Genomic DNA, 22,068 nt, shown 5'->3' on the forward strand with positions numbered 1-22,068 from the left:
CTCTCGTTCGATGAGCGGGTTATAAGCCCACCCACATGAGATCGTCAACAGCTCAAAACAAGAAAAATCAAAAAAGTGACAACGTGTTGAAATGATATAGCTTTCTTGTTTTGGTTAACGCCTGCCCGCCTTGGGGGCATCGAAACACCGGCAAAAATCTTGTCCAAACGGTAAAACCGCATGACAAAACCATGACGGACGTCCCGGCTCCCCGCGCGGTCTTTATGCGCCTCTTCTCTCGGCACCGCCGGCGGGCTATTCAGGCAGGGAAACGAGACCGGAGAGACGCATGTCCGCCCTCTATATAGGCGCCACTTTCAACGACGGGTTTCTCTAGGAATGGCGTCGGTCATCGATACGCTGCCGCGCCTGCCCGTTACCGAGGTGCTGCCTGCACTCGGTACAGCCCTTGCCGCGGGGACGCGCGCGGTGCTTTCCGCGCCGCCCGGCGCCGGCAAGACGACGCTGGTGCCGCTCTTCCTTCTCGGCGAGGCCTGGCGGGGCGACGGGCGGATCATCCTGCTCGAACCGCGCCGGCTGGCGGCGCGCGCGGCGGCGGGCCGCATGGCCGCCCTTCTCGGCGAACGGGTCGGCGACACGGTCGGCTACCGCATGCGGCTCGACAACCGCGTTTCCGCGAAGACGCGTATAGAGGTGGTGACCGAAGGCGTTTTCGCCCGCATGATCCTTGATGATCCGGAATTGCCGGGTATCGCGGCCGTGCTTTTCGATGAATTCCACGAGCGCTCGCTCGATGCGGATTTCGGCCTGGCGCTGGCGCTCGACGTGCAGGCGGCGCTGCGCGAAGACCTGCGCATCCTCGTCATGTCGGCGACGCTGGATGTGGAGCGCGTCTCGACGCTGCTCGACCATCCACCGGTGATCGTCAGCGAAGGGCGCGCCTTTCCCGTGGACGTCCGCTACCAGGACCGGCCGGCCGGCGAGCGCATAGAGGATAGCATGGCGCGCGCCATTATAGAGGCGCATCGCCAGGAGAGCGGCTCGATCCTCGCCTTCCTGCCGGGACAGGCCGAGATCACCCGCACCGCGGAACGGCTCGACGGCCGGTTCGGGGCGGAGACGACGGTGGTGCCGCTTTTCGGCAACCTCAGCCAGAAGGAACAGGACGCCGCGATCCAGCCCACCTCTGCCGGCATGCGAAAGATCGTGCTGGCGACGTCTATTGCCGAAACCTCGATCACCATCGACGGCGTGCGTATCGTCATCGACAGCGGCTTGCAGCGCCTGCCGGTCTTCGAGGCGGCGACCGGCATCACGCGGCTGGAGACGGTGCGCGTGTCGCGCGCCTCCGCCGACCAGCGCGCCGGGCGCGCCGGGCGAACGGAGCCGGGCATCGCGATCCGGCTGTGGCATGCCGGGCAGACGGCGGCGCTGCCGGTCTTCACGCCGCCGCAGATCCTGTCGAGCGACCTTTCCGGCTTCATGCTCGATCTTGCCCATTGGGGGGTGAGCGATCCCGCCGCGCTTCGCCTCGTCGACCAGCCGCCCGCGGCGGCAGTGGAGGAGGCGCGCAACCTGCTGCGCCTGCTCGGCGCGCTCGATGGCGCCGGCGCGCTTACGCCGGCCGGCAAGCGCATTCGCGAACTGGCGCTGCCGCCGCGGCTGGCGGCGATGATCCTGCATGCGGCGCAGGATGGCGAACAGACTGCGGCCGCGCGGCTTGCCGTGCTGCTCACCGAACAGGGGCTTGGCGGCCCGGCCGTGGACATCGAGGAGCGCTTGCGGCGCTTTTCCAACGAGCGGGGCGAACGGGCGGAGGCCGCGCGGCGGCTGGCGCAGCGCATGGCGGACGGTTTCGGCAAGGCCAAAGGGAGTGCCGCGAGCATGCCGGGCGCCTTGCTGCTGCATGCCTTTCCCGACCGGGTCGCCCTGCAACGGGGCGGCCGGGGGCGGTTTGTCATGGCGAACGGGCGCGGCGCGGAACTGGCGGAGACCGAGCGGCTTGCCGGCGCGGAGATGATCGTGGTGGCCGACCTCACCGGGCAGGCCGGGCGCCAGCGCATTCTCGCCGCAGCGGAAATCGACCGCGCCGAGGTGGAAGCGGGGCTTGCGGAAAAGATCGTGCGCGAGGACCAGTGTGTCTTCGACCGCGCCAGCCGGCAGGTGCGGGCGCGAAGAGTGGTTCGCTTGGGCGCCATGATCCTTGAGGAGACGCCCCTTCCCCGGCCGAGCGGGCCGAAGGCGGCGCTGGCGCTTGCCGATGGTGTTCGCCAGCTGGGCCTTCAGGTCCTGCCGTTTTCCCGCGAGGCGGCGCAACTGCGCGACCGGATCGGCTTCCTGCATCGCTCCATCGGCGAGCCGTGGCCGGATACCAGCGACGACGCGCTGCTCGCCGCGCTCGAAACCTGGTTCGTGCCTTTTCAGGAAACGGCGCGCGGTATCGACGATATTTCCTCGGCACTGCTTCAGGAGGGGCTGATGGCGCTGGTGCCCTATGAGGTGCAGCGCGATCTCGCGCGGCTTGCGCCCACCCATTTCGAGGCGCCGACCGGCCAGCGCCACCCGATCCGCTACGATGGCGACGAGCCTGTCCTGGCGATCCGGGTGCAGGAGCTGTTCGGGCTGAAGCAGCATCCTTCCGTCGCGGGCGGGCGGCTGCCATTGCTTCTCGAATTGCAATCGCCGGCGCACCGGCTGATCCAGACGACGCGCGACCTTCCCGGTTTCTGGGCGGGATCGTGGCGGGACGTGCGTGCGGACATGCGCGGACGCTATCCGAGGCATCCCTGGCCGGAGGACCCAGCCGAGGCCATGCCGACGACGCGCGTCAAGCCGCGCGGTACGTGATAGGAAGAGAGCGGAAAGGACGGCGGGATGGCATTCTATCAGGATATCGACTTCGAGGGCTCCGGCCGGCGCCTGCGCCTCGAGACGATCATCCGGCTGCGCTGGCTTGCTGTGGCCGGGCAGTCGATCACCGTCATCGTCGTCGGGCTGTGGCTCGAATTTCCGCTGCCGCTGTTGCCGGCCTCCGTGCTGATCGCGCTGCTGGCGGCGGTGAACTTTTTCCTGGCGGTGCGCTTTCCGCCGGCGCACCGGCTGACGCCGCTTTCCGCCTTCCTGCTGCTCGCCTTCGATCTCTGCCAGCTGACGGCGTTGCTCTTCATCACCGGCGGGCTTGCCAATCCCTTTGCGCCGCTCGTCTGCGTGCCCGTCATCATCTCGTCGTCGCTGCAGCCGATCCGTTTCAGCCTGCCGCTCGGCCTGCTCTCGGTGTTCGGCATCACGGCCATGGCCTTCACGCCGTTTCCGCTGCCGTGGTTTCCGGGCACGGTGCTCATCGTTCCGCCGATCCTGACGGCCGGCCTGTGGTTCGCCATCGTCTCGACGACGGCCTTTGCCGCCTTCTATTCCTATCGCGTATCACGCGAAGCGGCCGAGCTTTCGGATGCGCTGGCGGCAACCGAACTCATCCTCCAGCGCGAAAAGCACCTCTCGCAGCTCGATGGCTTGGCGGCAGCGGCGGCGCATGAGCTGGGCACGCCGCTCGCCACGATCAGCGTCGTGGCACGCGAGATGGAGCGCGAGCTCGGCACGGACGACCGGTTTCGCGAGGACGTGCAGCTGTTGCGCAGCCAGAGCGAACGTTGCCGCGACATTCTTCGCCGGCTCACCACGCTGTCGGCCGAGGACGAGGCGCATATGCGAGTGCTGCCGCTCTCCTCGCTTCTGGAAGAGGTGCTGGCGCCGCACCGCGAATTCGGCATCCGGCTCAACCTGGTGGAAAACGGCGAGCGGGCGAGCGAGCCGGTCGGCAACCGCAACCCCGGCATCCTCTACGGCCTCGGCAACCTTCTCGAAAACGCCGTCGATCATGCGCGCGAGGAGGTGACCGTCACCGTCAGCCACACGCCGGAGCGGGTGACGATTGTCATCGAGGACGACGGCGACGGTTATGCGGCGGATATTCTCCAGCGCATCGGCGATCCCTATGTCACGAAGCGCCAGCGCGACGAGCGGGCGGGCGGGCTGGGCCTCGGCCTGTTCATCGCCAAGACGCTGCTCGAACGGTCCGGCGCCAAATTGACCTTCGGCAACCGCACCGGCGACCGGCCTGGCGCGCGGGTATCGGTCGATTGGCCGCGGGCGCGCATGGAGGCCAAGGGTGCAAAATGACTTTACCCGCCTGCTCTTACGGGCGATAAGCTGATCCTGATCAAGAATGGACGAAAATCGGCCCCGGAAGACGAAAATGGCAGAAAACAGCGATACACCCATCACGGCAGCCGACGATATCGGGCCGGACCCTTCGCTTCTCGTCGTCGATGATGACGGCCCGTTCCTGCGCCGGCTCGCGCGCGCCTTGGAGGCACGCGGCTTCACGGTCGACACCGCGGAATCGGTGGCTGAAGGCATCGCCAAGGCCAAGACGAACCCGCCGAAATATGCGGTGGTCGATCTGAGGCTCGGCGACGGCAGCGGCCTCGACGTAATCGCCGCCATCCGCCAGCGCCGCGACGACACGCGCATCATCATGCTGACCGGCTATGGCAATATCGCGACCGCCGTGAACGCGGTGAAGCTCGGCGCGGTCGATTATCTCGCCAAGCCTGCGGATGCCGACGACATCTTCGCCGCGCTGACGCAGCGCCCCGGCGAGCGGGTGGAACTGCCGGAAAACCCGATGTCGGCGGATCGCGTGCGTTGGGAGCATATCCAGCGCGTCTATGAAATGTGCGACCGCAACGTTTCGGAGACGGCGCGCCGCCTCAACATGCACCGCCGCACGCTCCAGCGCATCCTGGCAAAGCGCGCGCCGAAGTAACCCCTCAAGCGGGCTCGTCGCGCCGTCCCGAGACGATCGCGGACATGTCCGGACCGTCGCGCCGGGCATCCATGGAAAACTCCGCCAGCAGAAGGCGGCAGGCGGCGACGCGGGCGAAGGCGAAGGTCACGGACTTTCGCGTCGGCGGCGGCAGGCGGTGTTCCGGGGCCTCGCGCAGCATGTGCGCGCCGTAGCCGTCCGACAGGATCAGGCCGCAATCCTCCGGGAAGATGTCGAGCGGCACGTCCTTGTGCGTGGCGAAGAACAGCCGGTCGCAATGGCGGCGGTAATCCGGCCATTTGCGGTCCACCTTGAAATCCTCGATCGACGTCTTGATCTCGACGATCCAGATCTCGCCCTTGTCGGACAGGCTGATCAGATCGGCGCGCCGGCCGCTGGCAAGCGTCAGCTCGGGCAGCACCGCATGGCGCATCTCCGTCAGCATGCGCTGCACGCCGCGGCGCACCATCATGGCGCGGTCCGACTGGCGGCCGTCGAGCAGCGGATTGTCGTTGTGAATGGAGACGATCGTCATAGGGTCCAACCTCGGCGAATCGCATTTTATCGCGAAATCGGGCCGACGGGTTCTGCGGCCGGAGAAAAAGTTAAGGCGGCCTCCTGATTCGCAGCTCCGGGAAGACTCCGTTAACTGCGCCCGGCAGTTCCTGTGCGGCTTCGAGCCAGCGGACGAGAAGACCATTGAACGGGCCGCGCAGGCGTGCTTGGCATGGCACGGATGCGGCGAAAGCGGTCGATAGGCGGGCATTATTGTTGCAAAAAAACAATCACCCGTCTTTTTGCTTTGCCTGGAGCCCGCACCGGAGCGCACAGACTTGCATTGACTGGTTTAATCGAAAATAAACCATAGTCGATAAAAGTTCCGCGTCTCGGAACTTCTTAATCCCTATTCAAGAGAATCACATGCGCTTCCGCAATGCCCTCCTTCTGTGCGGCCTCGCAGCAGCCGTCACGCTCGCCGGATGCTCCTCCTCCACGTCCCTTCCGGGCGAAAAGGTGGCAACCAATGCTATCTTTACCGCGGATTATGGCCCTGTTGAGGACAACGGCTATGCTCTGCCGGCGATCCCGATCGCTCGCGTGAACACCAAGTTCCACCGGCAGATCGTCGATTACGCGACGAAGGAAAAGCCCGGCACGATCATCGTCAACACGCCGAACCGCTTCCTCTATTACGTGCTGCCCGGCGGCAAGGCCGTGCGCTACGGCATCGGCGTCGGCAAGTCGGGCTTTGCCTGGAAGGGCGAGGCCTACATTGCCTGGAAGCAGGAATGGCCGACCTGGCATCCGCCGCAGGAAATGGCAGACCGCAAGCCCGACGTCGCACGCTACGTCAAGGACGGCATGGGACCGGGTCTCAAGAACCCGCTCGGTGCGCGCGCGCTCTATCTCTTCAACGAGAAGGGCCAGGACACGCTGTTCCGCCTGCACGGCACGCCGGAATGGGCCTCCATCGGCACGGCCGCATCGTCCGGCTGCATTCGCCTGATGAACCAGGACATCATCGACCTCTACAAGCGCGTGCGGCCCGGCCAGGGCGCCCGCGTCGTCGTCCAGCAGTAAGCGGAAAAAATCCGCTTAAGGAAGAAGCCGCCGGAGCGATCCGGCGGCTTCTTTTTATTTTATCAGGCTCATTTTCTCAGGCGTTTGCAGCCTTCAGTTCGAGGCGGCGGCGGTGCAGGACCGGCTCGGTATAGCCGTTCGGCTGCTCGCGGCCCTTGAGCACGAGTTCCAGCGCCGCCTGGAAGGCGATCGAGCCGTCGAAATTGCCGGCCATCGGCTGGTAGAGCGGGTCGCCTTCATTCTGCCCGTCGACGACCGCGGCCATGCGCTGCATCGTCTCGACGATCTGAGCCTCCGTCACCACGCCGTGGTGCAGCCAGTTCGCCATGTGCTGGGCGGAGATGCGCAGCGTGGCGCGGTCTTCCATCAGGCCGACATTGTTGATGTCAGGCACCTTGGAGCAGCCGACGCCCTGGTCGACCCAGCGCACGACGTAACCGAGGATGCCCTGCGCATTGTTGTCGAGCTCGCGCTGGATTTCCTCCGGCGTCCAGTTCGGCCGCACGGCGACCGGCACCGACAGGATATCCGAGAGTTTTGCCCGCGGGCGCGACCGGAGCGCCGCCTGCACGTCGGCGACGTTGACCTTGTGATAGTGCGTGGCATGCAGCGTCGCCGCCGTCGGCGACGGCACCCAGGCGGTATTGGCGCCGGCCTTCGGGTGGGCGATCTTCTGCTCCAGCATGGCGGCCATCAGGTCCGGCATGGCCCACATGCCCTTGCCGATCTGCGCATGGCCGGAGAGGCCGCATTCCAGGCCGATATCGACGTTCCAGTTCTCGTAGGCAGCGATCCAGGCGGCCTGCTTCATGTCGCCCTTGCGGATCATCGGGCCTGCTTCCATCGAGGTGTGGATCTCGTCGCCGGTGCGGTCGAGGAAGCCGGTATTGATGAAGACGACGCGTTCCTTGGCGGCGCGGATCGCCTCCTTGAGGTTGATCGTCGTGCGGCGCTCCTCGTCCATGATGCCCATCTTCATGGTGTTCGGCGCCATGCCGACGGCGGCCTCGACGCGCCCGAACAGCTTCGATGCAAAGGCGACCTCTTCCGGCCCGTGCATCTTCGGCTTGACGACATACATCGAGCCTTCGCGCGAATTCTTGCGGCGGCCGTTCGGGCCGATGTCGTGCAGCGCGATCAGCGCCGTCACCATCGCGTCCATGATGCCTTCCGGCACCTCGTTGCCCTCGCGGTCGCGGATCGCCGGATTGGTCATCAGGTGGCCGACATTGCGCACCAGCATCAGCGAGCGGCACTTGACCTCGAAGGGCGAGCCGTCCGGCGCGGTATAGGTAAAGTCAGTGTAGAGCTTGCGCTCGATCGTCTCGCCGCCCTTTCGGACGTTTTCCTTCAGGTCGCCCTTCATCAGGCCGAGCCAGTTGCGATAGACGAGGACCTTGTCCTCGGCATCGACGGCGGCGACCGAATCCTCGCAATCCATGATCGTCGTCAGCGCGGCTTCGATGTTGACGCCGGCTATACCGGCCGGATCGGTCTTGCCGATCTCCCAGTCGCGGTTGACGAGGATCTCGATGCCGAGGCCGTTGTTCCTGAGAAGCACATGGCGCCAGTCCTCGTGTTCCGCATGGCCGGCATATTGCTCCGGCCGCTTCAGCGACACCGCGCGATCGCCCGCTGTGAGGCGCAGTTCCGCACCCGCTTCGATGCCGGTGATATCGGACCAGCGGGCGTCGGCCAGCGGTGCCGCTTCGTCGAGGAAGGCCTTGGCCCAGGCGATGACTTTTTCGCCGCGCTTCGGATTGTAGCCCTTGCCCTTTTCCGCGCCATCGGTTTCCGGGATCACATCCGTGCCGTAGAGCGCATCATAGAGCGAGCCCCAGCGTGCATTGGCGGCGTTCAGCGCGTAGCGCGCATTCATGACGGGCACGACGAGCTGCGGGCCGGCGAGGCTGGCGATTTCCGGATCGACATTTTCCGTCGTCACCTGGAATTCGCCGCCCTCGGGCAGCAGGTAGCCGATCTCGCGCAGGAACGCCTCATAGACCGCCATGTCCGACGGCGCGCCGTTCGCCCGATACCAGGCGTCGATCTTCTCCTGCAGCGCGTCGCGTTTCGCCAGCAGCGCGCGGTTTTCCGGCGCAAGATCGTGCACGATGGCGGAGAAATCGGCAAAGAAGCGTTCTGCGTCCACGCCCGTGCCGGGAAGGGCCTCCGTGACGATGAAGTCGTGAAGGGCGCTGTCGATCGAAAGACCGGCTTTGTCGGTATAAGTCATCTGAAAAGGCTCCGAATGACGGGACGATGGGGGAGTATCCCGAATGCTGTCACTTTCCGGAGCTTTCATTCATAGTCAATTCGGCAATGACATAAAGAATTTATTCCCGATCGGATAAAATCATACCTTTGGGCCGTTTCACGCCTCTTCCGCGATGCGCGGCCGGCCGCTCGCCGTGGCGGTAAAACGCGCCTCGACGAGCTTGCGGCTGCCCTCCACCTCCGGCGCATCGATCTCCTCGCCGAGCGTCACCACCGGCTCGTCCGCGCCATTGGCCCGGGCGGCATGCAGCGCCGCCGTCATCGCCCGTTCCTTGGCGAGCGAAAAGGCGGCGGCCTCGTCGATGAGGCGCACGCTTTCGCCCGCACCATTGACGATGAAGATGCCCTCATCCGGCATGGTCACGAAGACCGTGACGACCGTGCGCACCTGCCCGACGACCGCGCCCACGGCATTCGCCACGCCGGCATCGGCCGGAATGGAGGACTGAGCGCCTAGCATCTCGGCGATATCCGGGTAGTAGACCGGTGCCGACGCGCCGAGGCCGACGAGCGGCCGGTCGAGCGCGATGCGGAATTTCACGATGCCGGGCGCGCGATGCAGCGCGCGGTCGATGGAGATGGAATTGGCCGGATCGATCGCCGCCCTGTCATCGGCGAGGCAGGCGGAGAGGATGACATCCGCCGACTGGCGGGTGAGCCGATCGACCAGCAGGCGCGCCAGAACCTCCGGGCTTTCGGCGATCGGCCGGCCGGTGCCGTCCTTGGTGCGCGCGGCAAGCTCCAGGCCGAGCCGGGCGGCCGCGGCATCCCACTGGCCCTGGCCGCCGAGCACATGCATGGCATCCGACGGCGTGATGCCGCAGAGATGCACGAGGCCGCGCGCGACCAGCCGGTCGAGCGTCGCCTTTTGTAGCGTGGTGACGAGCAGCCCGTCGAGCGGGAGCGGCACCGCGCCGATCTTTTCGTAAAGCGCCTGTTCCTGCGGCTGGAGGCCGCTCGCCAGCCGCTCCGGCACGCCGGTGCGCACGGCAAAACGCCCATCGTGGCGGCCCATATGCGGCGCCCGGAGCTGGCGCTCCAGCACGGGGATGATGGCATCCGGATGCAGCGCGGAGGCGAGGCTGAGCGGCAGGAAGCGGCGGGGGCCGAGATCGATCTTCGCCTTCAGGCCGCGATCATTGATGCGCACCTCCGAATCGCCGCCGAGCCCGAAGGTCCGCATGGCGACCGCTTCGACCATGGTGCGGTAGCCGCCGACGACGGCGCCCTCCGCGTCGAGCTTCGGCCGCCCCTTGTCGAGCACGGCGACATCCGTCGTCGTGCCGCCGATATCGGAGACGACGGCGTCGTCGAGGCCGGTCAGGTGCCGCGCGCCGACGAGGCTTGCGGCGGGGCCGGAGAGGATCGTTTCGATCGGGCGAAGCCGGGCCTCGGCCGCCGAGATCAGCGCGCCATCGCCACGCACCACCATCATCGGCACATGAATGCCGCGGCGTTCCAGATAATCCTCGCAGGCGCCGATCAGCCGATCGATCATCGAGACGAGACGGGCATTGAGCAGGGTCGTCAGCGCGCGGCGCGGGCCGCCGAGCTTGGAGGAGAGTTCGTGGCTGCAGGTGACGGGCAGGTGCGACACGGCGCGGATGCGGTCGCGCACCCGCACTTCATGCGCCGGGTTGCGCACGGCGAAATAGCCGGCGACGGCGAAGGAGGAGACATTCTGCGAGAGGGCCGGCAGGGCCTCGTCCAGCGCCGTCATGTCGAGCGGCGTCTCGTTGCCATGCACATTGTGGCCGCCGGGCAAAAACAGCACCGGATCGTTGCCGAGCGCATCGGCAAGCCCGTCGCGTTTCAGGTCTTCCGGGCCGAAGCCGATCATCACCAGGCCGGCGCGACCGCCCTGGCCTTCGACCAGCGCATTGGTGGCGAGCGTCGTGGACAGCGAGACGAGGCCGATGGCGGAAACCGGGGCCTTCGCCTCGGCCAGCACCGCTTCCACCGCGCCGGAAATGCCGACCGAAAGGTCGTGGCGCGTGGTGAGCGCCTTGGCGCGGGCGATGACGCCCCTTGTTTCACTGTAGAGCACGGCATCGGTATAGGTGCCGCCGGTATCGATGCCGAGTAACAACTGGTCTGCCACGAGAATTCTTCCGGACTTCCTGCCAGGCCTTTTCAAAGCGGCCTGGAATGGTGTTATTGCATGTCCGAACCAATTGCCACCATTCCACCGGCGACATGCGGTGAAAGAACGGGGAGCTTGCCAGTGATCGATTTCTCCACCCGAAAGCCGCTTGCCGCGGCGCTTCTTCTCGGTGCGGCCCTTCTTGCCGGTAGCCTGCCGGCGCTCGCCCAGGAAGAGGACGAAGAGCAGTACGAGGCGCAGATCCCGGCCGTTTCGATCTACAAGGCGATGCTGGATGCCAACAAGCAGACGGGCTGGGTGCAGTTCCGCAACTTCGCCGACCAGCAGCTCATTTACTTCACCGCCTTGCAGACCATGCATTGCCGGCTCTCGGAAATCCGCTATTCGATCAATTCCGAGACGCTCGACCAGCGCTTTCCGCTCGCGAAATGCGATCCGGAGCTGCCCTTCAACCTGCCGTCGGACGACAGCCAGAACTGGCTCTATCTCGGCCTGAAGCCCGGCGAGGCGCAGACGATCGCCGTGCAGGCCGTCTGGGACGACGGCAGCGGCAGCGAGATCGTCGTCTACCAGCCCTGCAAGAACCCGGACGCGACCTGCGCCTCGATCAAGACGATCAAGAAGGGGAAGAAGCGGGCCGACGAGCCGTCACCCGCAACGCCAGTCCGTTAGAAGGCTGCGTCGTCAGGCGCTGCACCGGCCAGGGTTTCGTGTCCTCCGTCATGTCGAAGCGGAAACGGTGCATCAGCACGCCGAGCGCGATGATCGCCTCCTGCATGGCGAAGGTCGCGCCGATGCAGATGCGCGGCCCGGCACCGAAGGGCAGATACTGGAAACGGTGGATGCTGTCGCGGTTCTCCGGCAGGAAGCGTTCCGGCATGAAGGCGCGGGGCTTCTGCCAGAGCAGCGAATGACGGTGCAGCGTCCAGGGCATGACGAGGATCGTGACGTCCTTGGGGATCTCGACCCGCTCGCCCTTCGGGCTCGTCCAGACGTCGTCGGAAATCGCCTCGCGGTTGATCGAGGGGGCCGGCGGATAGAGCCGCATCGCCTCCTCGAAGGCGGCACGCGTCCAGGGCATCAGCTCCAGCCATTCCACCGGATCGGCACCCGTCGCGAGCACCTGGTCGATTTCCGCTTCCATGGCGTCGCGGACATGCGGACTGTTGGAAACGCAATAGAGCGTCCAGGCGAGCGCGCGGGCCGTCGTCTCATGGCCGGCGCCGATGAAGGTGAGGATATTGTCCTCGATCTCCTCCATGCTGAGCCCATCCGGCCCCGCCGCGCGCAGGAGCAGGGTGAGGAAATCGTTCGGCGCCTTGTCGGCACCGCTCTCCATGCGCTTCTGCCGCATCTCCATTGTGTCGCGCACGATGCGGCGGAATTTGCCGAGCACCTTCGCGCCACCGATCCGCGTGATGCGCGGCACCCAGGCGGGCGCGCGCAACAGATCCATGGGATCGACGCGACCCATGGAGTGCAGCAGATCGTCCACGTCGTCGGCAAAGTTGTTGGAGGAGGTGACGATCTCGCCGGAAAACAAGGTTTCGGAGAGGATGGCGAAGGCAAGCTCCGTCATGTCGTTGCCGATGTCGAAGACCTTGCCGTCCGCGCCCTCGTATTTTTCGGCATATTTCTCCGACTGCGCCAGCATCTGGCTGGCAAAACCCTTGGCGTGGCGCGGCGTGAAGATCGGCGCGACCGCTTTGCGCGAGCGCCGCCACACAGCGCCCTCGGCCGTCAGCAGGCCATCCCGCAGGATCGGGCGCAGCACGAGCTGGCGTACCACGGCCATCTTGTAGTTCTGGGCATTGTCGACGAGCAGGTATTTGATGAGGCCGGGATCGTTGACGATCAGCGTCTTCTCGCCGAAGAAACTCGTCATGATCCAGGGCAGCGTATAGGAGGGCTCGCCCCAGAGTTCCAGCGGATTGCGGAACACGGTGCGGATGATCTCGAGCTTCGACGGCGGCACCGTGCGCGGAATGGGCGCCGGCGGTTCGAACGGCTCGGGACGCATATCCATGATCTGCCTCCTTGGGCTCGGCTCGTGCACAGACTGGGCCGACAGGTAGGCGAAAGTTAGAGCAGCGAGCGCAGCTCCGCCAGCTTGTCGTTGATCAGCCAGCCGTAATAGTTCTCTTCCGGCCAGGTTGCCTCGCCCGAGGCGCGGCGGGCGGCGAAGGTGGCGGCGCGGGCATCCGGGTTGCCGATATTGTAGAGCGTCGCCGTCAGGCCCGGATTCTTCGAAATGTCGACGCCGGCGATCTTTTTATACGCGTCGATCGAGCGGCGGATCGAGGCGGCCATATAGGCGAGCGAGATGTCCGGATCCATGATGGCCTTGTAGACGCCGGCGGCGTCCGCCTCGTCGAGCCGTTCATAGCCGGAAATGCGCGCGACGTCGTCGGTCAAGGTCAGCGCCGTCAGCGGGTTGATCTGGCCGAGGCCAAAGGTCTGGCCGGCATAGAAGGGCTGGAAGAACACCGCGCTGAAGCGGTTGTTCGGGAAGGACGTGCCGCCGACCGTACGGCCCTTGAAGCTCCGGTTCCACACCGTTTCGCGGCAGGTCCAGAGCGAATAGGAGCCCTTCTTGTCCGCGCATTTCGAGAATTCGGGGCGATCGACAAAGTCCGCAACGGATTCGCCGTCATAGGCGAAGCGGAAAGAGCCGGTATAGGACGCCGCCTTCACATAATAGCTCTGCAGCCGGTCATAGGCATCGACATTGTAGGTGTGCTCGCCGACGATGGCGCCGACCATGTGAATGGGGTCGATGCCATATTTGCCGGCCACCGACTTGATCTTGCCGGTGAGCTCGCCGTCATTGGCGAGAAGATCGCGCACCTTCTCGTACTTCGCGTCGAAGGAGGTCTTTCCCGCCTTGGTGCGGCGCACCGAGGCGCCCGGAATGTTCGGCTGCTCGGCATTGCGGTTGCCGGACGGCACCACGTCGATCGCCAGCGCCACGGTCTGGCTCTGGACAAAAAGGGTGGCTGCTAGGGCAAGCACAGGGATGAGCTGTCGCACGGTTCCGGTTCCCGTCTAATCACAATATCGGCGAATGGCGCGAGACCGATGCAACGCAATGATGTCGGAATGATGCCAAGGCGTGGCAATGACCTAGGCCGCGACACCGTTGCTGTCGAGGCCCCTTCCCGTCAAAAATCCGGCACCGGCGACGGCATCTGCCGCCACCGGTGCCGAAACGTCACAGAATGTAGCGCGAGAGGTCCGTATTGGCCGCCAGCGCGCCGACATGCTTGCGCACATATTCCGCGTCGATGACGAGGTTGTTGCCCGGCTTGTCCGGCGCCTCGAAGGAGATCTCGTCGAGCACCCGCTCCATCACCGTCTGGAGACGCCGCGCGCCGATATTCTCGACGCTGGAGTTGAGCTTCACGGCGACGTCGGCCAGTGCATCGAGCGCGTCCTCGGTGAAGTCCAGCGTGACGCCTTCCGTTTCCATCAGCGCCTTGTACTGGCGGATGAGGCTTGCCTCCGTCTCCGTCAGGATGCGGCGGAAGTCCTCCTTGGTCAGCGCCTTGAGCTCGACGCGGATCGGCAGGCGGCCCTGGAGTTCCGGCAGCAGGTCCGAGGGCTTCGAGACGTGGAAGGCGCCCGACGCGATGAAGAGGATATGGTCCGTCTTCACCGGCCCATACTTGGTGGCGACCGTCGTGCCTTCGACGAGCGGCAGCAGGTCGCGCTGCACGCCTTCGCGGGAGACGCCGGCGCCCATGCCGCCGTCACGCGCGGCGATCTTGTCGATCTCGTCGATGAAGACGATGCCGTCGTTTTCGGCGGAGCGGATCGCCTCGCGCTGGATCTGCTCGTTGTCGAGCAGCTTGTCGGATTCGTCGTCGACCAGGATCTTGTAGCTATCCTTGACCGTCGTCTTCACTTTCTTGGTGCGGCCGCCCATCGCCTTGCCGAACATCTCGGACAGGTTCAGCACGCCGATATTGGCGCCCGGCATGCCGGGGATTTCGAAACCGCCGGGCATGCCGCCCGTGCTATCTGCGACGTCGACCTCGATTTCCTTGTCGTCCAGCTCGTTGTTGCGCAGCTTCTTGCGGAAACTATCGCGCGTCGCAGGGGACGCGGTGGCGCCGACGAGGGCATCGAGCACCCGTTCCTCGGCATTCATATGGGCTTTGGCGGTCACCTCGGCGCGCTTCTTCTCGCGCACCAGGCCGATGCCGACCTCGACGAGGTCGCGCACGATCTGCTCGACATCGCGGCCGACATAGCCGACTTCGGTGAACTTGGTCGCCTCGACCTTGACGAAGGGCGCGCCGGCAAGCTTCGCCAGGCGCCTCGAAATCTCGGTCTTGCCGACGCCGGTCGGGCCGATCATCAAGATGTTCTTCGGCATCACCTCGTCGCGCAGGTCCGGCTCCAGCTGGTGGCGGCGCCAGCGGTTGCGGAGCGCGATGGCGACGGCGCGCTTGGCGTCGTGTTGGCCGATGATGTAGCGGTCGAGTTCGGAGACGATCTCGCGGGGGGAAAAGTTGGTCATGGTATCTCGTTCGCTTTCGGGTCGAATTGCATGATCAGCGCCTCGGCGCCGGTGCGGCCTTCCAGTTGCGGAACCGGCCGGAAACCGGCCTTGGCATAGGCACGAACCGCGCGCGCATTGGCGGGATCGGGGTCGATGATGATGGTCTCGTGGCCGAGGCCGCGCAGATAGGCGACGAAGGCGGTGAGCGCCGCGGAGCCGATGCCCTGCGAAAGCTTGTCCGCGTGTCCGATCGAAAGATCGACGCCGACGGCCTCCTGCGGCAGCTCCAGGAGCCAGGGATTGTCCTTCGTCCATTCCTCGTTCTGGTGGTGGCCGAGAAACCAGACTTGAATATAGCCGACCGGCTCCCCGTCGAGGGTGATGACGAAGGGACGCGTCGTGTCCCTGCCCTCCACCATCTCGCGGATGAAGCCGATTTCCTCGTCGGGATCGCCCCACCATTCTCGCACATGCGGCTCGTTCAGCCACGCGAGAAGCAGCGGGTAATGCTTCTCTCCCACGGGAGAAAAGCCGATCCGGGCGGGATCAAGCGGCATCCAGCGTCTCCACCACGACATTGTGGTTGGTATAGACGCAGATGTCGCCGGCAATCTGCATGGCGCGGCGCGCAATGTCTTCGGCCGACCTGTCCGTGTCCATCAGCGCACGGGCGGCGGCATAGGCATAGTTGCCGCCGGAGCCGATCGCCATGGTGCCGTGTTCGGGCTCCAGCACGTCGCCGTTGCCGGTGAGCGCCAGCGTGACGGACTTGTCGGCGACCAGCATCATGGCTTCCAGGCGGCGCAGGTAGCGGTCGGTCCGCCAGTCCTTGGCAAGCTCGACGGCGGCGCGCATCAGCTGGTCGGGATATTGTTCGAGCTTGGCCTCGAGCCGCTCGAGCAGCGTGAAGGCGTCGGCGGTGGCGCCGGCAAATCCGGCGATCACGTCGCCCTTGGCAAGGCGGCGCACCTTGCGCGCATTGCCCTTCATCACCGTCTGGCCAAGGCTCACCTGGCCATCGCCCGCCATGACCACCTTGCCGTCCTTCCGGACGGTGATGATCGTCGTGGCGTGCATGGAAGCGTAAGGATTGTGTTCACTCATCGATAGACCTTTGGATAGACCTGCAAAGGCCCGGCATCCCGGGCGTGGCGCCGCCAGCGAGGCGGCCTCGTTGTCCTCTATGTAAGCGGCGTTTGCGCAATTGCAAACGTGGCGCCGCGTCGGTTTGCGCCGCGCCGCCGATCAGGGATTGTACGGCTCAAAAAAGGCCTTGATTTCTCTCCACGATGCGTGGGTTATGGTCTCCCATCAACTGGAGGAAAACGGCAATGGCCAAAGGTCAGGTCCGCGGCAACAAGGAAACCCGCAAACCCAAGAAGGAGAAGGCCGTCGAAAAAGCCGCTCCGACGCTCGGTTCGCAGGTCAAGAACAGCGAAAGCTCGACAAAAAAGAAGTGAATGGTGCCGGCGAAAGCCGGCTTCGTTCTTTCAAGGCCTATACCGCCTGCCGGGCAACCGGCAGAGCGCTTTTGGCCTGCCTCCCGAAAGCCTCAGCAGACTGGCGTTTTATGAAGAGCCCTGTTAAGGAGCGGCGGTAAAATTACCGGAGACTGCAATGAGCCGCACCGCCAGCGTTTCGCGCAAGACGAACGAGACCTCCGTATCGGTCGCCGTCAATATCGACGGCACCGGCGCATCGACCATTTCGACGGGCGTCGGCTTCTTCGATCATATGCTGGACCAGCTCTCGCGCCATTCGCTGATCGACATGGAGATAAAGACCGAAGGCGACCTGCATGTCGACGACCACCACACGGTGGAAGACACCGGCATCGCCATCGGCCAGGCCATTGCGAAAGCGCTCGGCGACCGTCGCGGCATCACCCGCTACGCTTCGCTGGATCTCGCCATGGACGAGACGATGACGCGCGCAGCCGTCGATGTTTCCGGCCGTCCCTTCCTGGTCTGGAACGTCAATTTCTCCGCGCCAAAAATCGGCACCTTCGACACCGAGCTGGTGCGCGAATTCTTCAACGCGCTCGCCCAGCATGCCGGCATCACGCTGCATATCCAGAACATTTACGGCGCCAACAACCATCATATCTCGGAGACGTGCTTCAAAGCCGTCGCGCGCGTGTTGCGCACCGCGACCGAGATAGATCCCCGCCAGGCGGGCCGCGTTCCCTCGACGAAGGGTTCGCTGGCCTAACCACGGCTTATCTGGAGGCCGTCGATGGCCACGTTCCTCTTTCTGATACCGCCGGGTGCGAAATCCCAGGACGAAAACGCCCGGATCATCCGTGATCATTTTTCGTGGATCGCGTTCTTTTTACCGTACATCTGGCTGCTGTGGCATCGTGCTTGGCTGGCCGCAGCCCTTGTCTTCGCCATACAGTCGCTGGGTTCGGTCCTCTCTGAGCATCCCGTCTTCGGCTTTGCCGGCGTCGGGATTTGCCTTGCGACCAGTCTTCTCGTGGCGCTTGAAGGCCCCACGATGATCGTCGCCGGTCTCAGGCGGGCGGGCTGGACGGTCGATGCCGTCATATCGGCCGACGACCGTGCAACGGCGGAAGAGATCTACTACATGGACATCAAGGCAGGCGAACCGGAGACACGTCACACCGTTTCCCTGCCGGCATCGGAAACCTCTGCGCGCCGGCACGCTCCCATGCTCGGCCTCACAGGTTTCGGGGAAGGACGCTGACATGCGCGTTGCAATCATCGACTACGGCTCGGGCAACCTGCGCTCGGCCACCAAGGCCTTCGAACGCGCGGCCCGCGAGGCCGGCATCGACGCCGAAATCGACCTGACCGACAAAGCGGAGCGCGTCGCCAGCGCCGACCGCATCGTGCTGCCCGGCGTGGGCGCCTATGCCGATTGCCGCCGTGGCCTCGATGCCGTGCCAGGCATGGTGGAGGCGCTGCGCGAGACGGTCGAAGCCAAAGCCCGCCCCTTCCTCGGTGTCTGCGTCGGCATGCAGCTCATGTCCTCGCGCGGCCTCGAAAAGACCACCACCGAGGGCCTCGGCTGGATCAAGGGCGACGTCGTGCTGATGACACCGGACGATCCGGCCCTGAAGATCCCGCAGATCGGCTGGAACACGCTGGACCGCAAAGATGCGCACCCGCTGTTCGACGGCATACCGGAAACGCTGCACGCCTATTTCGTGCATTCCTACCATCTCGCCGCGGAAAACCCGGACGACGTGGTCGCGACCGTCGACTACGGCGGCCCGATGACCGCCTTCGTCGCCAACGGCAACAAGGCCGGCGCGCAGTTCCATCCGGAAAAGAGCCAGACGCTCGGCCTCGCCCTCATCACCAATTTCCTGCGCTGGAAGCCGTAAAATGATCCTCTTTCCCGCCATCGACCTGAAAGACGGCCAGTGCGTGCGCCTCAAGCTCGGCGACATGGACCAGGCCACCGTCTACAATCCCGACCCGGCCGCCCAGGCGAAAGCTTTCGAGGACCAGGGTTTTGAGTGGCTGCACGTCGTCGATCTCAACGGCGCCTTCGCCGGGGAAAGCGTCAACGGCGCCGCCGTCGATGCGATCCTCAAGGCAACGAAGAACCCGGTGCAGCTCGGCGGCGGCATTCGCACGCTCGATCATATCGAGAGCTGGCTGGCGCGTGGGCTCTCCCGCGTCATCCTCGGCACCGTCGCGGTGCGCGATCCGGCGCTCGTCATCGAGGCTTGCAAGCAGTTTCCCGGTAAGGTCGCCGTCGGCATCGATGCCAAAGGCGGCAAGGTCGCCGTCGAGGGCTGGGCGGAAGCCTCCGAACTCGGCGTGATCGAGCTTGCGAAGAAATTCGAGGGCGCCGGCGTCGCCGCGATCATCTACACGGATATCGACCGCGACGGCATTCTCGCCGGCATCAACTGGGCGTCCACGCTGGAACTCGCCGATGCCGTCTCCATTCCCGTCATCGCCTCCGGCGGCCTTGCCTCGATGGACGACATCCGACGCCTCGTAGCACCAGATGCCCGCAAGCTCGAAGGCGCCATTTCCGGCCGGGCGCTCTATGATGGTCGGATCGATCCCACAGAGGCGCTCGCCGTAATCCGGGGAGGTGCCGCATGACCCTCAAAGCCCGCGTCATCCCCTGCCTCGACGTCAAGGACGGCCGCGTCGTCAAGGGCGTCAGCTTCGTCAACCTGGTCGATGCCGGCGATCCCGTCGAATCGGCCAAGGCCTATGATGCGGCCGGTGCCGACGAACTCTGCTTCCTCGACATCACCGCCTCCGCCGACAACCGCGACACGATTTTCGACGTGGTCGCGCGCACGGCGGAGCACTGCTTCATGCCCCTCACCGTCGGTGGCGGCGTGCGTGCGGTCGCCGACATCCGCAAGCTGCTGCTCGCGGGCGCCGACAAGGTCTCGATCAATTCGGCCGCCGTCGCCAATCCTGATTTCGTCGCGGAAGCCGCCGACAAGTTCGGCAACCAGTGCATCGTCGTGTCGATCGATTCGAAGAAGGTTTCGGCCGAGGGCGAAGAGGACCGTTGGGAAATCTTTACCCATGGCGGCCGCAAGCCGACCGGCATCGATGCCGTCGCCTTTGCCGAAAAGATGGTGGAGCGCGGGGCCGGCGAATTGTTGCTGACCTCGATGGACCGCGACGGCCAGAAGGGCGGTTATGACATCGCGCTGACCCGCACCATTGCCGACCGGGTTTCGGTGCCGGTCATCGCGTCGGGCGGCGTCGGCATTCTCGACCATCTCGTCGAGGGCGTGCGCGACGGCCACGCGACGGCCGTGCTGGCCGCCTCCATCTTCCACTTCGGCACCTATACCGTCGGCGAGGCCAAGCGCTACATGGCGGAGCATGGCATTGCCATGCGGCTCGACTGAGGAGAGAGCGATGACCGATTTTTCCCTTGCCGATCTGGAGCGTATCGTGGAGGCCCGCTCGCAGGCCGATCCGAGCGCATCCTGGACCGCCAAGCTCGTTGCGGCCGGACAGGCAAAAGCGGCAAAAAAGCTCGGTGAAGAAGCCGTCGAGACCGTTATCGCGGCAATCGAGGGCGAAAAGGCCGCCTTGACGAGCGAAACGGCCGATTTGCTCTATCATCTGATGGTCGTATTGAAAATCGGTGGCGTGGCGCTACAAGATGTCATGGGGGAGCTGGAACGGCGCACAAGCCAGTCCGGCCTAGTGGAGAAGGCCAGCCGGAAAAGTTGATGATCCAGGCAGCGCGCGACAAGGACCAGGCGGATATTCCGGACGATTTCGGCAACCGCGACTATTCTCCCTACCGCTTCTTCTCGGCAGACGAATGGGCGCATTTCCGGGCCGACACGCCTTTGACGCTCACGGGCGACGAGGTGCAGCGGCTGCGCTCGCTGAACGACCCGATCGACCTCGACGAGGTGCGGCGCATCTATCTCTCGCTGTCGCGCCTGCTCTCGGCCCATGTCGAATCCTCGCAGATGCTGTTCGAGCAGCGCAAGCGCTTCCTCAGCCTCTCCGACGAGGCGAAGACGCCCTATGTCATCGGCATTGCGGGCTCCGTCGCGGTCGGAAAATCGACCACGGCGCGTATCCTGATGGAACTGCTCGCCCGCTGGCCGTCGAGCCCGAAGGTCGACCTCGTGACGACCGACGGTTTCCTCTATCCGAACGCCGTGCTCCAGCGCGAAGACATGATGGACCGCAAGGGCTTTCCGGAGAGCTACGACATCGGCGCGCTTCTGCGCTTCCTCTCGGCGATCAAGGCCGGCAAGCCGAACGTCAAGGCGCCGACCTATTCGCACCTGACCTATGACGTGCTGCCCAACGCCTTCCGCACCATCGACCGGCCGGATATCCTGATCTTCGAGGGCATCAACGTCCTCCAGTCGCGCAACCTGCCGGCCGACGGCAAGATCGTGCCGATGGTCTCCGACTTCTTCGATTTCTCGATCTATATCGATGCGGAAGAGAGCTTGATCCACACCTGGTACGTAGACCGTTTCATGCGGCTGCGCGACACGGCCTTCAAGAACCCGGATTCCTACTTCCACCGCTACGCGACGATCAGCGAGACGGCCGCGCTGGCGATCGCGGAAGGCCTCTGGCACAATATCAACCTGAAAAACCTGCACCAGAATATCCTGCCGACGCGCCCGCGCGCCGACCTGATCTTGCAGAAGGGCGAGAACCACCTGATCGAGACGGTGGCATTGCGCAAATTGTGAGCCGGCTTAAGAATTGACCCGGCGAAGCGTCAGGTTGATGCGCCCGGCATTCTTCAACAGCGTCGACGTGCCCGGATAGATGCGATCCACCCCATGGAAAATCAGCCGATTCTCGCCGCCGAAGACGAAGACGTCGCCGCTCGATAGCCGGAAGGACCGCGTCGCATCGCTGCGTGAAACGCCGCCGACGCGAAACAGGCACTGGTCCCCCAGCGATACGGACACGACGGGCGCGCCGAATTCGCTTTCGTCGCGGTCCTGGTGCAGCCCCATCTTGGCATCGGGATCGTAGAAATTGACGAGGCAGGCTTCCGGCGGCTTTTCAAAGCCGGCAACCGCCTCCCACAAGGCGAGAAGCGCATCTGGGATGGCGGGCCAGGGGCGGCCGGTCTCGGGATGGGTCGGTTGGTAGCGGTAGCCGTTGTCCTTGTCCGTCACCCAGCCGAGCGGCCCGCAATTGGTCATGCGCACCGACATCGGCTTGCCGGTTTTTGGCATGCGCGGCACGAAGAGCGGCGCCTCGGCCACGACCTCTCTTATGGCCGCGACAAGCGCCTCCTGCGCCGGGCGATCGAAATGGTCGGGGAAATAGCGCAGCCCCGGGGCGAGGCCACGCTCAGCCATGGCGCATC

The 22,068-nt window shown here is 64.9% G+C and carries 22 protein-coding genes; 13 read left to right on the forward strand and 9 right to left on the reverse strand.

Features of this window, described 5'->3' with window-relative positions:
• Positions 1-339: 339 nt before the first annotated feature.
• From hrpB to AC1RWL_RS16235, 3 genes are all read left to right on the forward strand, one after another.
• Positions 340-2,808, forward strand: coding sequence for an ATP-dependent helicase HrpB (gene hrpB / locus AC1RWL_RS16225; protein WP_493095616.1), 2,469 nt, complete (start codon positions 340-342; stop codon positions 2,806-2,808).
• Between the two features lie 27 nt (positions 2,809-2,835).
• A complete protein-coding gene (locus tag AC1RWL_RS16230) occupies positions 2,836-4,137 on the forward strand; it encodes an ActS/PrrB/RegB family redox-sensitive histidine kinase (protein ID WP_493095615.1) in 1,302 nt (433 codons plus the stop codon).
• Positions 4,138-4,213: 76 nt separating this feature from the next.
• Entirely contained in the window at positions 4,214-4,786 is a 573-nt protein-coding gene (locus AC1RWL_RS16235; RefSeq protein ID WP_493095614.1) for an ActR/PrrA/RegA family redox response regulator transcription factor, read from the forward strand.
• Between the two features lie 4 nt (positions 4,787-4,790).
• Here AC1RWL_RS16235 and AC1RWL_RS16240 read toward each other — a convergent pair whose 3' ends face one another.
• Positions 4,791-5,321, reverse strand: coding sequence for an MmcB family DNA repair protein (locus tag AC1RWL_RS16240; protein ID WP_493095613.1), 531 nt, complete (start codon positions 5,319-5,321; stop codon positions 4,791-4,793).
• Positions 5,322-5,707: 386 nt separating this feature from the next.
• Between AC1RWL_RS16240 and AC1RWL_RS16245 the strand changes: the two genes are divergently transcribed.
• Positions 5,708-6,367 (forward strand): L,D-transpeptidase, encoded by a 660-nt coding sequence (locus AC1RWL_RS16245; RefSeq protein WP_256120399.1) that lies wholly within the window; start codon positions 5,708-5,710, stop codon positions 6,365-6,367.
• 76 nt (positions 6,368-6,443) lie between these two features.
• Here the strand turns inward: AC1RWL_RS16245 and AC1RWL_RS16250 are convergent, their stop codons facing one another.
• Together AC1RWL_RS16250 and AC1RWL_RS16255 are read right to left on the reverse strand one after the other, a co-directional pair.
• Positions 6,444-8,603, reverse strand: a complete 2,160-nt coding sequence (locus tag AC1RWL_RS16250) for a malate synthase G (RefSeq protein ID WP_493095612.1) — start codon at positions 8,601-8,603, stop codon at positions 6,444-6,446.
• A 138-nt stretch (positions 8,604-8,741) separates the two neighbouring features.
• Positions 8,742-10,745, reverse strand: coding sequence for a hydantoinase/oxoprolinase N-terminal domain-containing protein (locus AC1RWL_RS16255; protein WP_493095611.1), 2,004 nt, complete (start codon positions 10,743-10,745; stop codon positions 8,742-8,744).
• A 117-nt stretch (positions 10,746-10,862) separates the two neighbouring features.
• Here AC1RWL_RS16255 and AC1RWL_RS16260 point away from each other — a divergent pair, with 117 nt between their 5' ends.
• Entirely contained in the window at positions 10,863-11,420 is a 558-nt protein-coding gene (locus tag AC1RWL_RS16260) for a hypothetical protein (protein ID WP_493158405.1), read from the forward strand.
• Here the strand turns inward: AC1RWL_RS16260 and AC1RWL_RS16265 are convergent.
• The 5 genes from AC1RWL_RS16265 to hslV all read right to left on the reverse strand — a co-directional run bounded on the left by AC1RWL_RS16265 (position 11,365) and on the right by hslV (position 16,356).
• Complete coding sequence (locus AC1RWL_RS16265; protein WP_493095610.1) at positions 11,365-12,774, reverse strand: cytochrome P450; 1,410 nt, start codon at positions 12,772-12,774, stop codon at positions 11,365-11,367. The genes AC1RWL_RS16260 and AC1RWL_RS16265 overlap by 56 nt on opposite strands.
• 56 nt (positions 12,775-12,830) lie before the next feature.
• Positions 12,831-13,766 carry a DUF1402 family protein gene (locus tag AC1RWL_RS16270; protein ID WP_493095632.1) on the reverse strand — a complete coding sequence of 312 codons (936 nt, stop codon included), beginning with the start codon at positions 13,764-13,766 and terminating at the stop codon, positions 12,831-12,833.
• 193 nt (positions 13,767-13,959) lie between these two features.
• Entirely contained in the window at positions 13,960-15,270 is a 1,311-nt protein-coding gene (hslU, locus tag AC1RWL_RS16275) for an ATP-dependent protease ATPase subunit HslU (RefSeq protein ID WP_493095609.1), read from the reverse strand.
• Positions 15,267-15,809 carry a GNAT family N-acetyltransferase gene (locus AC1RWL_RS16280; RefSeq protein ID WP_493095608.1) on the reverse strand — a complete coding sequence of 181 codons (543 nt, stop codon included), beginning with the start codon at positions 15,807-15,809 and terminating at the stop codon, positions 15,267-15,269. The genes hslU and AC1RWL_RS16280 overlap by 4 nt, the downstream gene beginning before the upstream one ends.
• Positions 15,799-16,356 (reverse strand): ATP-dependent protease subunit HslV, encoded by a 558-nt coding sequence (gene hslV / locus AC1RWL_RS16285; protein ID WP_256120406.1) that lies wholly within the window; start codon positions 16,354-16,356, stop codon positions 15,799-15,801. The genes AC1RWL_RS16280 and hslV overlap by 11 nt, the downstream gene beginning before the upstream one ends.
• A 227-nt stretch (positions 16,357-16,583) precedes the next feature.
• Here hslV and AC1RWL_RS16290 point away from each other — a divergent pair, with 227 nt between their 5' ends.
• The 8 genes from AC1RWL_RS16290 (at position 16,584) to coaA (ending at position 21,436) form a co-directional block, all read left to right on the forward strand.
• On the forward strand, positions 16,584-16,712 hold the full coding sequence (locus AC1RWL_RS16290; protein WP_439626212.1) for a hypothetical protein: 129 nt from the start codon (positions 16,584-16,586) through the stop codon (positions 16,710-16,712).
• 157 nt (positions 16,713-16,869) lie between these two features.
• Positions 16,870-17,463, forward strand: coding sequence for an imidazoleglycerol-phosphate dehydratase HisB (gene hisB / locus AC1RWL_RS16295; protein ID WP_327505932.1), 594 nt, complete (start codon positions 16,870-16,872; stop codon positions 17,461-17,463).
• Positions 17,464-17,487: 24 nt separating this feature from the next.
• A complete protein-coding gene (locus tag AC1RWL_RS16300; RefSeq protein WP_493095607.1) occupies positions 17,488-17,958 on the forward strand; it encodes a DUF2628 domain-containing protein in 471 nt (156 codons plus the stop codon).
• 1 nt (position 17,959) lies between these two features.
• On the forward strand, positions 17,960-18,601 hold the full coding sequence (hisH, locus tag AC1RWL_RS16305) for an imidazole glycerol phosphate synthase subunit HisH (protein ID WP_493095606.1): 642 nt from the start codon (positions 17,960-17,962) through the stop codon (positions 18,599-18,601).
• 1 nt (position 18,602) lies between these two features.
• On the forward strand, positions 18,603-19,337 hold the full coding sequence (gene hisA, locus AC1RWL_RS16310; RefSeq protein WP_493095605.1) for a 1-(5-phosphoribosyl)-5-[(5-phosphoribosylamino)methylideneamino]imidazole-4-carboxamide isomerase: 735 nt from the start codon (positions 18,603-18,605) through the stop codon (positions 19,335-19,337).
• Positions 19,334-20,110, forward strand: a complete 777-nt coding sequence (gene hisF / locus AC1RWL_RS16315) for an imidazole glycerol phosphate synthase subunit HisF (protein ID WP_493095604.1) — start codon at positions 19,334-19,336, stop codon at positions 20,108-20,110. Before hisA ends, hisF begins: the two co-directional genes overlap by 4 nt.
• Positions 20,111-20,120: 10 nt before the next feature.
• Entirely contained in the window at positions 20,121-20,441 is a 321-nt protein-coding gene (locus tag AC1RWL_RS16320; protein ID WP_493095603.1) for a phosphoribosyl-ATP diphosphatase, read from the forward strand.
• A complete protein-coding gene (gene coaA / locus AC1RWL_RS16325; protein WP_256120414.1) occupies positions 20,441-21,436 on the forward strand; it encodes a type I pantothenate kinase in 996 nt (331 codons plus the stop codon). Before AC1RWL_RS16320 ends, coaA begins: the two co-directional genes overlap by 1 nt.
• A gap of 6 nt (positions 21,437-21,442) precedes the next feature.
• Here the strand turns inward: coaA and AC1RWL_RS16330 are convergent, their stop codons facing one another.
• Complete coding sequence (locus AC1RWL_RS16330; RefSeq protein ID WP_493095602.1) at positions 21,443-22,060, reverse strand: alpha-ketoglutarate-dependent dioxygenase AlkB family protein; 618 nt, start codon at positions 22,058-22,060, stop codon at positions 21,443-21,445.
• Between the last annotated feature and the right edge of the window lie 8 nt (positions 22,061-22,068).

The sequence above is a fragment of the Shinella sp. GW821-FHT10F02 genome, assembly GCF_058809275.1.

Coding starts and splice junctions, on each gene's coding strand:
- hrpB (WP_493095616.1), top strand. CDS start 340: ATGGCGTCGGTCATCGATACGCTGCCGCGCCTGCCCGTTACCGAGGTG.
- AC1RWL_RS16230 (WP_493095615.1), top strand. CDS start 2,836: ATGGCATTCTATCAGGATATCGACTTCGAGGGCTCCGGCCGGCGCCTG.
- AC1RWL_RS16235 (WP_493095614.1), top strand. CDS start 4,214: ATGGCAGAAAACAGCGATACACCCATCACGGCAGCCGACGATATCGGG.
- AC1RWL_RS16240 (WP_493095613.1), bottom strand. CDS start 5,321: ATGACGATCGTCTCCATTCACAACGACAATCCGCTGCTCGACGGCCGC.
- AC1RWL_RS16245 (WP_256120399.1), top strand. CDS start 5,708: ATGCGCTTCCGCAATGCCCTCCTTCTGTGCGGCCTCGCAGCAGCCGTC.
- AC1RWL_RS16250 (WP_493095612.1), bottom strand. CDS start 8,603: ATGACTTATACCGACAAAGCCGGTCTTTCGATCGACAGCGCCCTTCAC.
- AC1RWL_RS16265 (WP_493095610.1), bottom strand. CDS start 12,774: ATGGATATGCGTCCCGAGCCGTTCGAACCGCCGGCGCCCATTCCGCGC.
- hslU (WP_493095609.1), bottom strand. CDS start 15,270: ATGACCAACTTTTCCCCCCGCGAGATCGTCTCCGAACTCGACCGCTAC.
- AC1RWL_RS16280 (WP_493095608.1), bottom strand. CDS start 15,809: ATGCCGCTTGATCCCGCCCGGATCGGCTTTTCTCCCGTGGGAGAGAAG.
- hslV (WP_256120406.1), bottom strand. CDS start 16,356: ATGAGTGAACACAATCCTTACGCTTCCATGCACGCCACGACGATCATC.
- AC1RWL_RS16290 (WP_439626212.1), top strand. CDS start 16,584: ATGGCCAAAGGTCAGGTCCGCGGCAACAAGGAAACCCGCAAACCCAAG.
- hisB (WP_327505932.1), top strand. CDS start 16,870: ATGAGCCGCACCGCCAGCGTTTCGCGCAAGACGAACGAGACCTCCGTA.
- AC1RWL_RS16300 (WP_493095607.1), top strand. CDS start 17,488: ATGGCCACGTTCCTCTTTCTGATACCGCCGGGTGCGAAATCCCAGGAC.
- hisH (WP_493095606.1), top strand. CDS start 17,960: ATGCGCGTTGCAATCATCGACTACGGCTCGGGCAACCTGCGCTCGGCC.
- hisA (WP_493095605.1), top strand. CDS start 18,603: ATGATCCTCTTTCCCGCCATCGACCTGAAAGACGGCCAGTGCGTGCGC.
- hisF (WP_493095604.1), top strand. CDS start 19,334: ATGACCCTCAAAGCCCGCGTCATCCCCTGCCTCGACGTCAAGGACGGC.
- AC1RWL_RS16320 (WP_493095603.1), top strand. CDS start 20,121: ATGACCGATTTTTCCCTTGCCGATCTGGAGCGTATCGTGGAGGCCCGC.
- coaA (WP_256120414.1), top strand. CDS start 20,441: ATGATCCAGGCAGCGCGCGACAAGGACCAGGCGGATATTCCGGACGAT.
- AC1RWL_RS16330 (WP_493095602.1), bottom strand. CDS start 22,060: ATGGCTGAGCGTGGCCTCGCCCCGGGGCTGCGCTATTTCCCCGACCAT.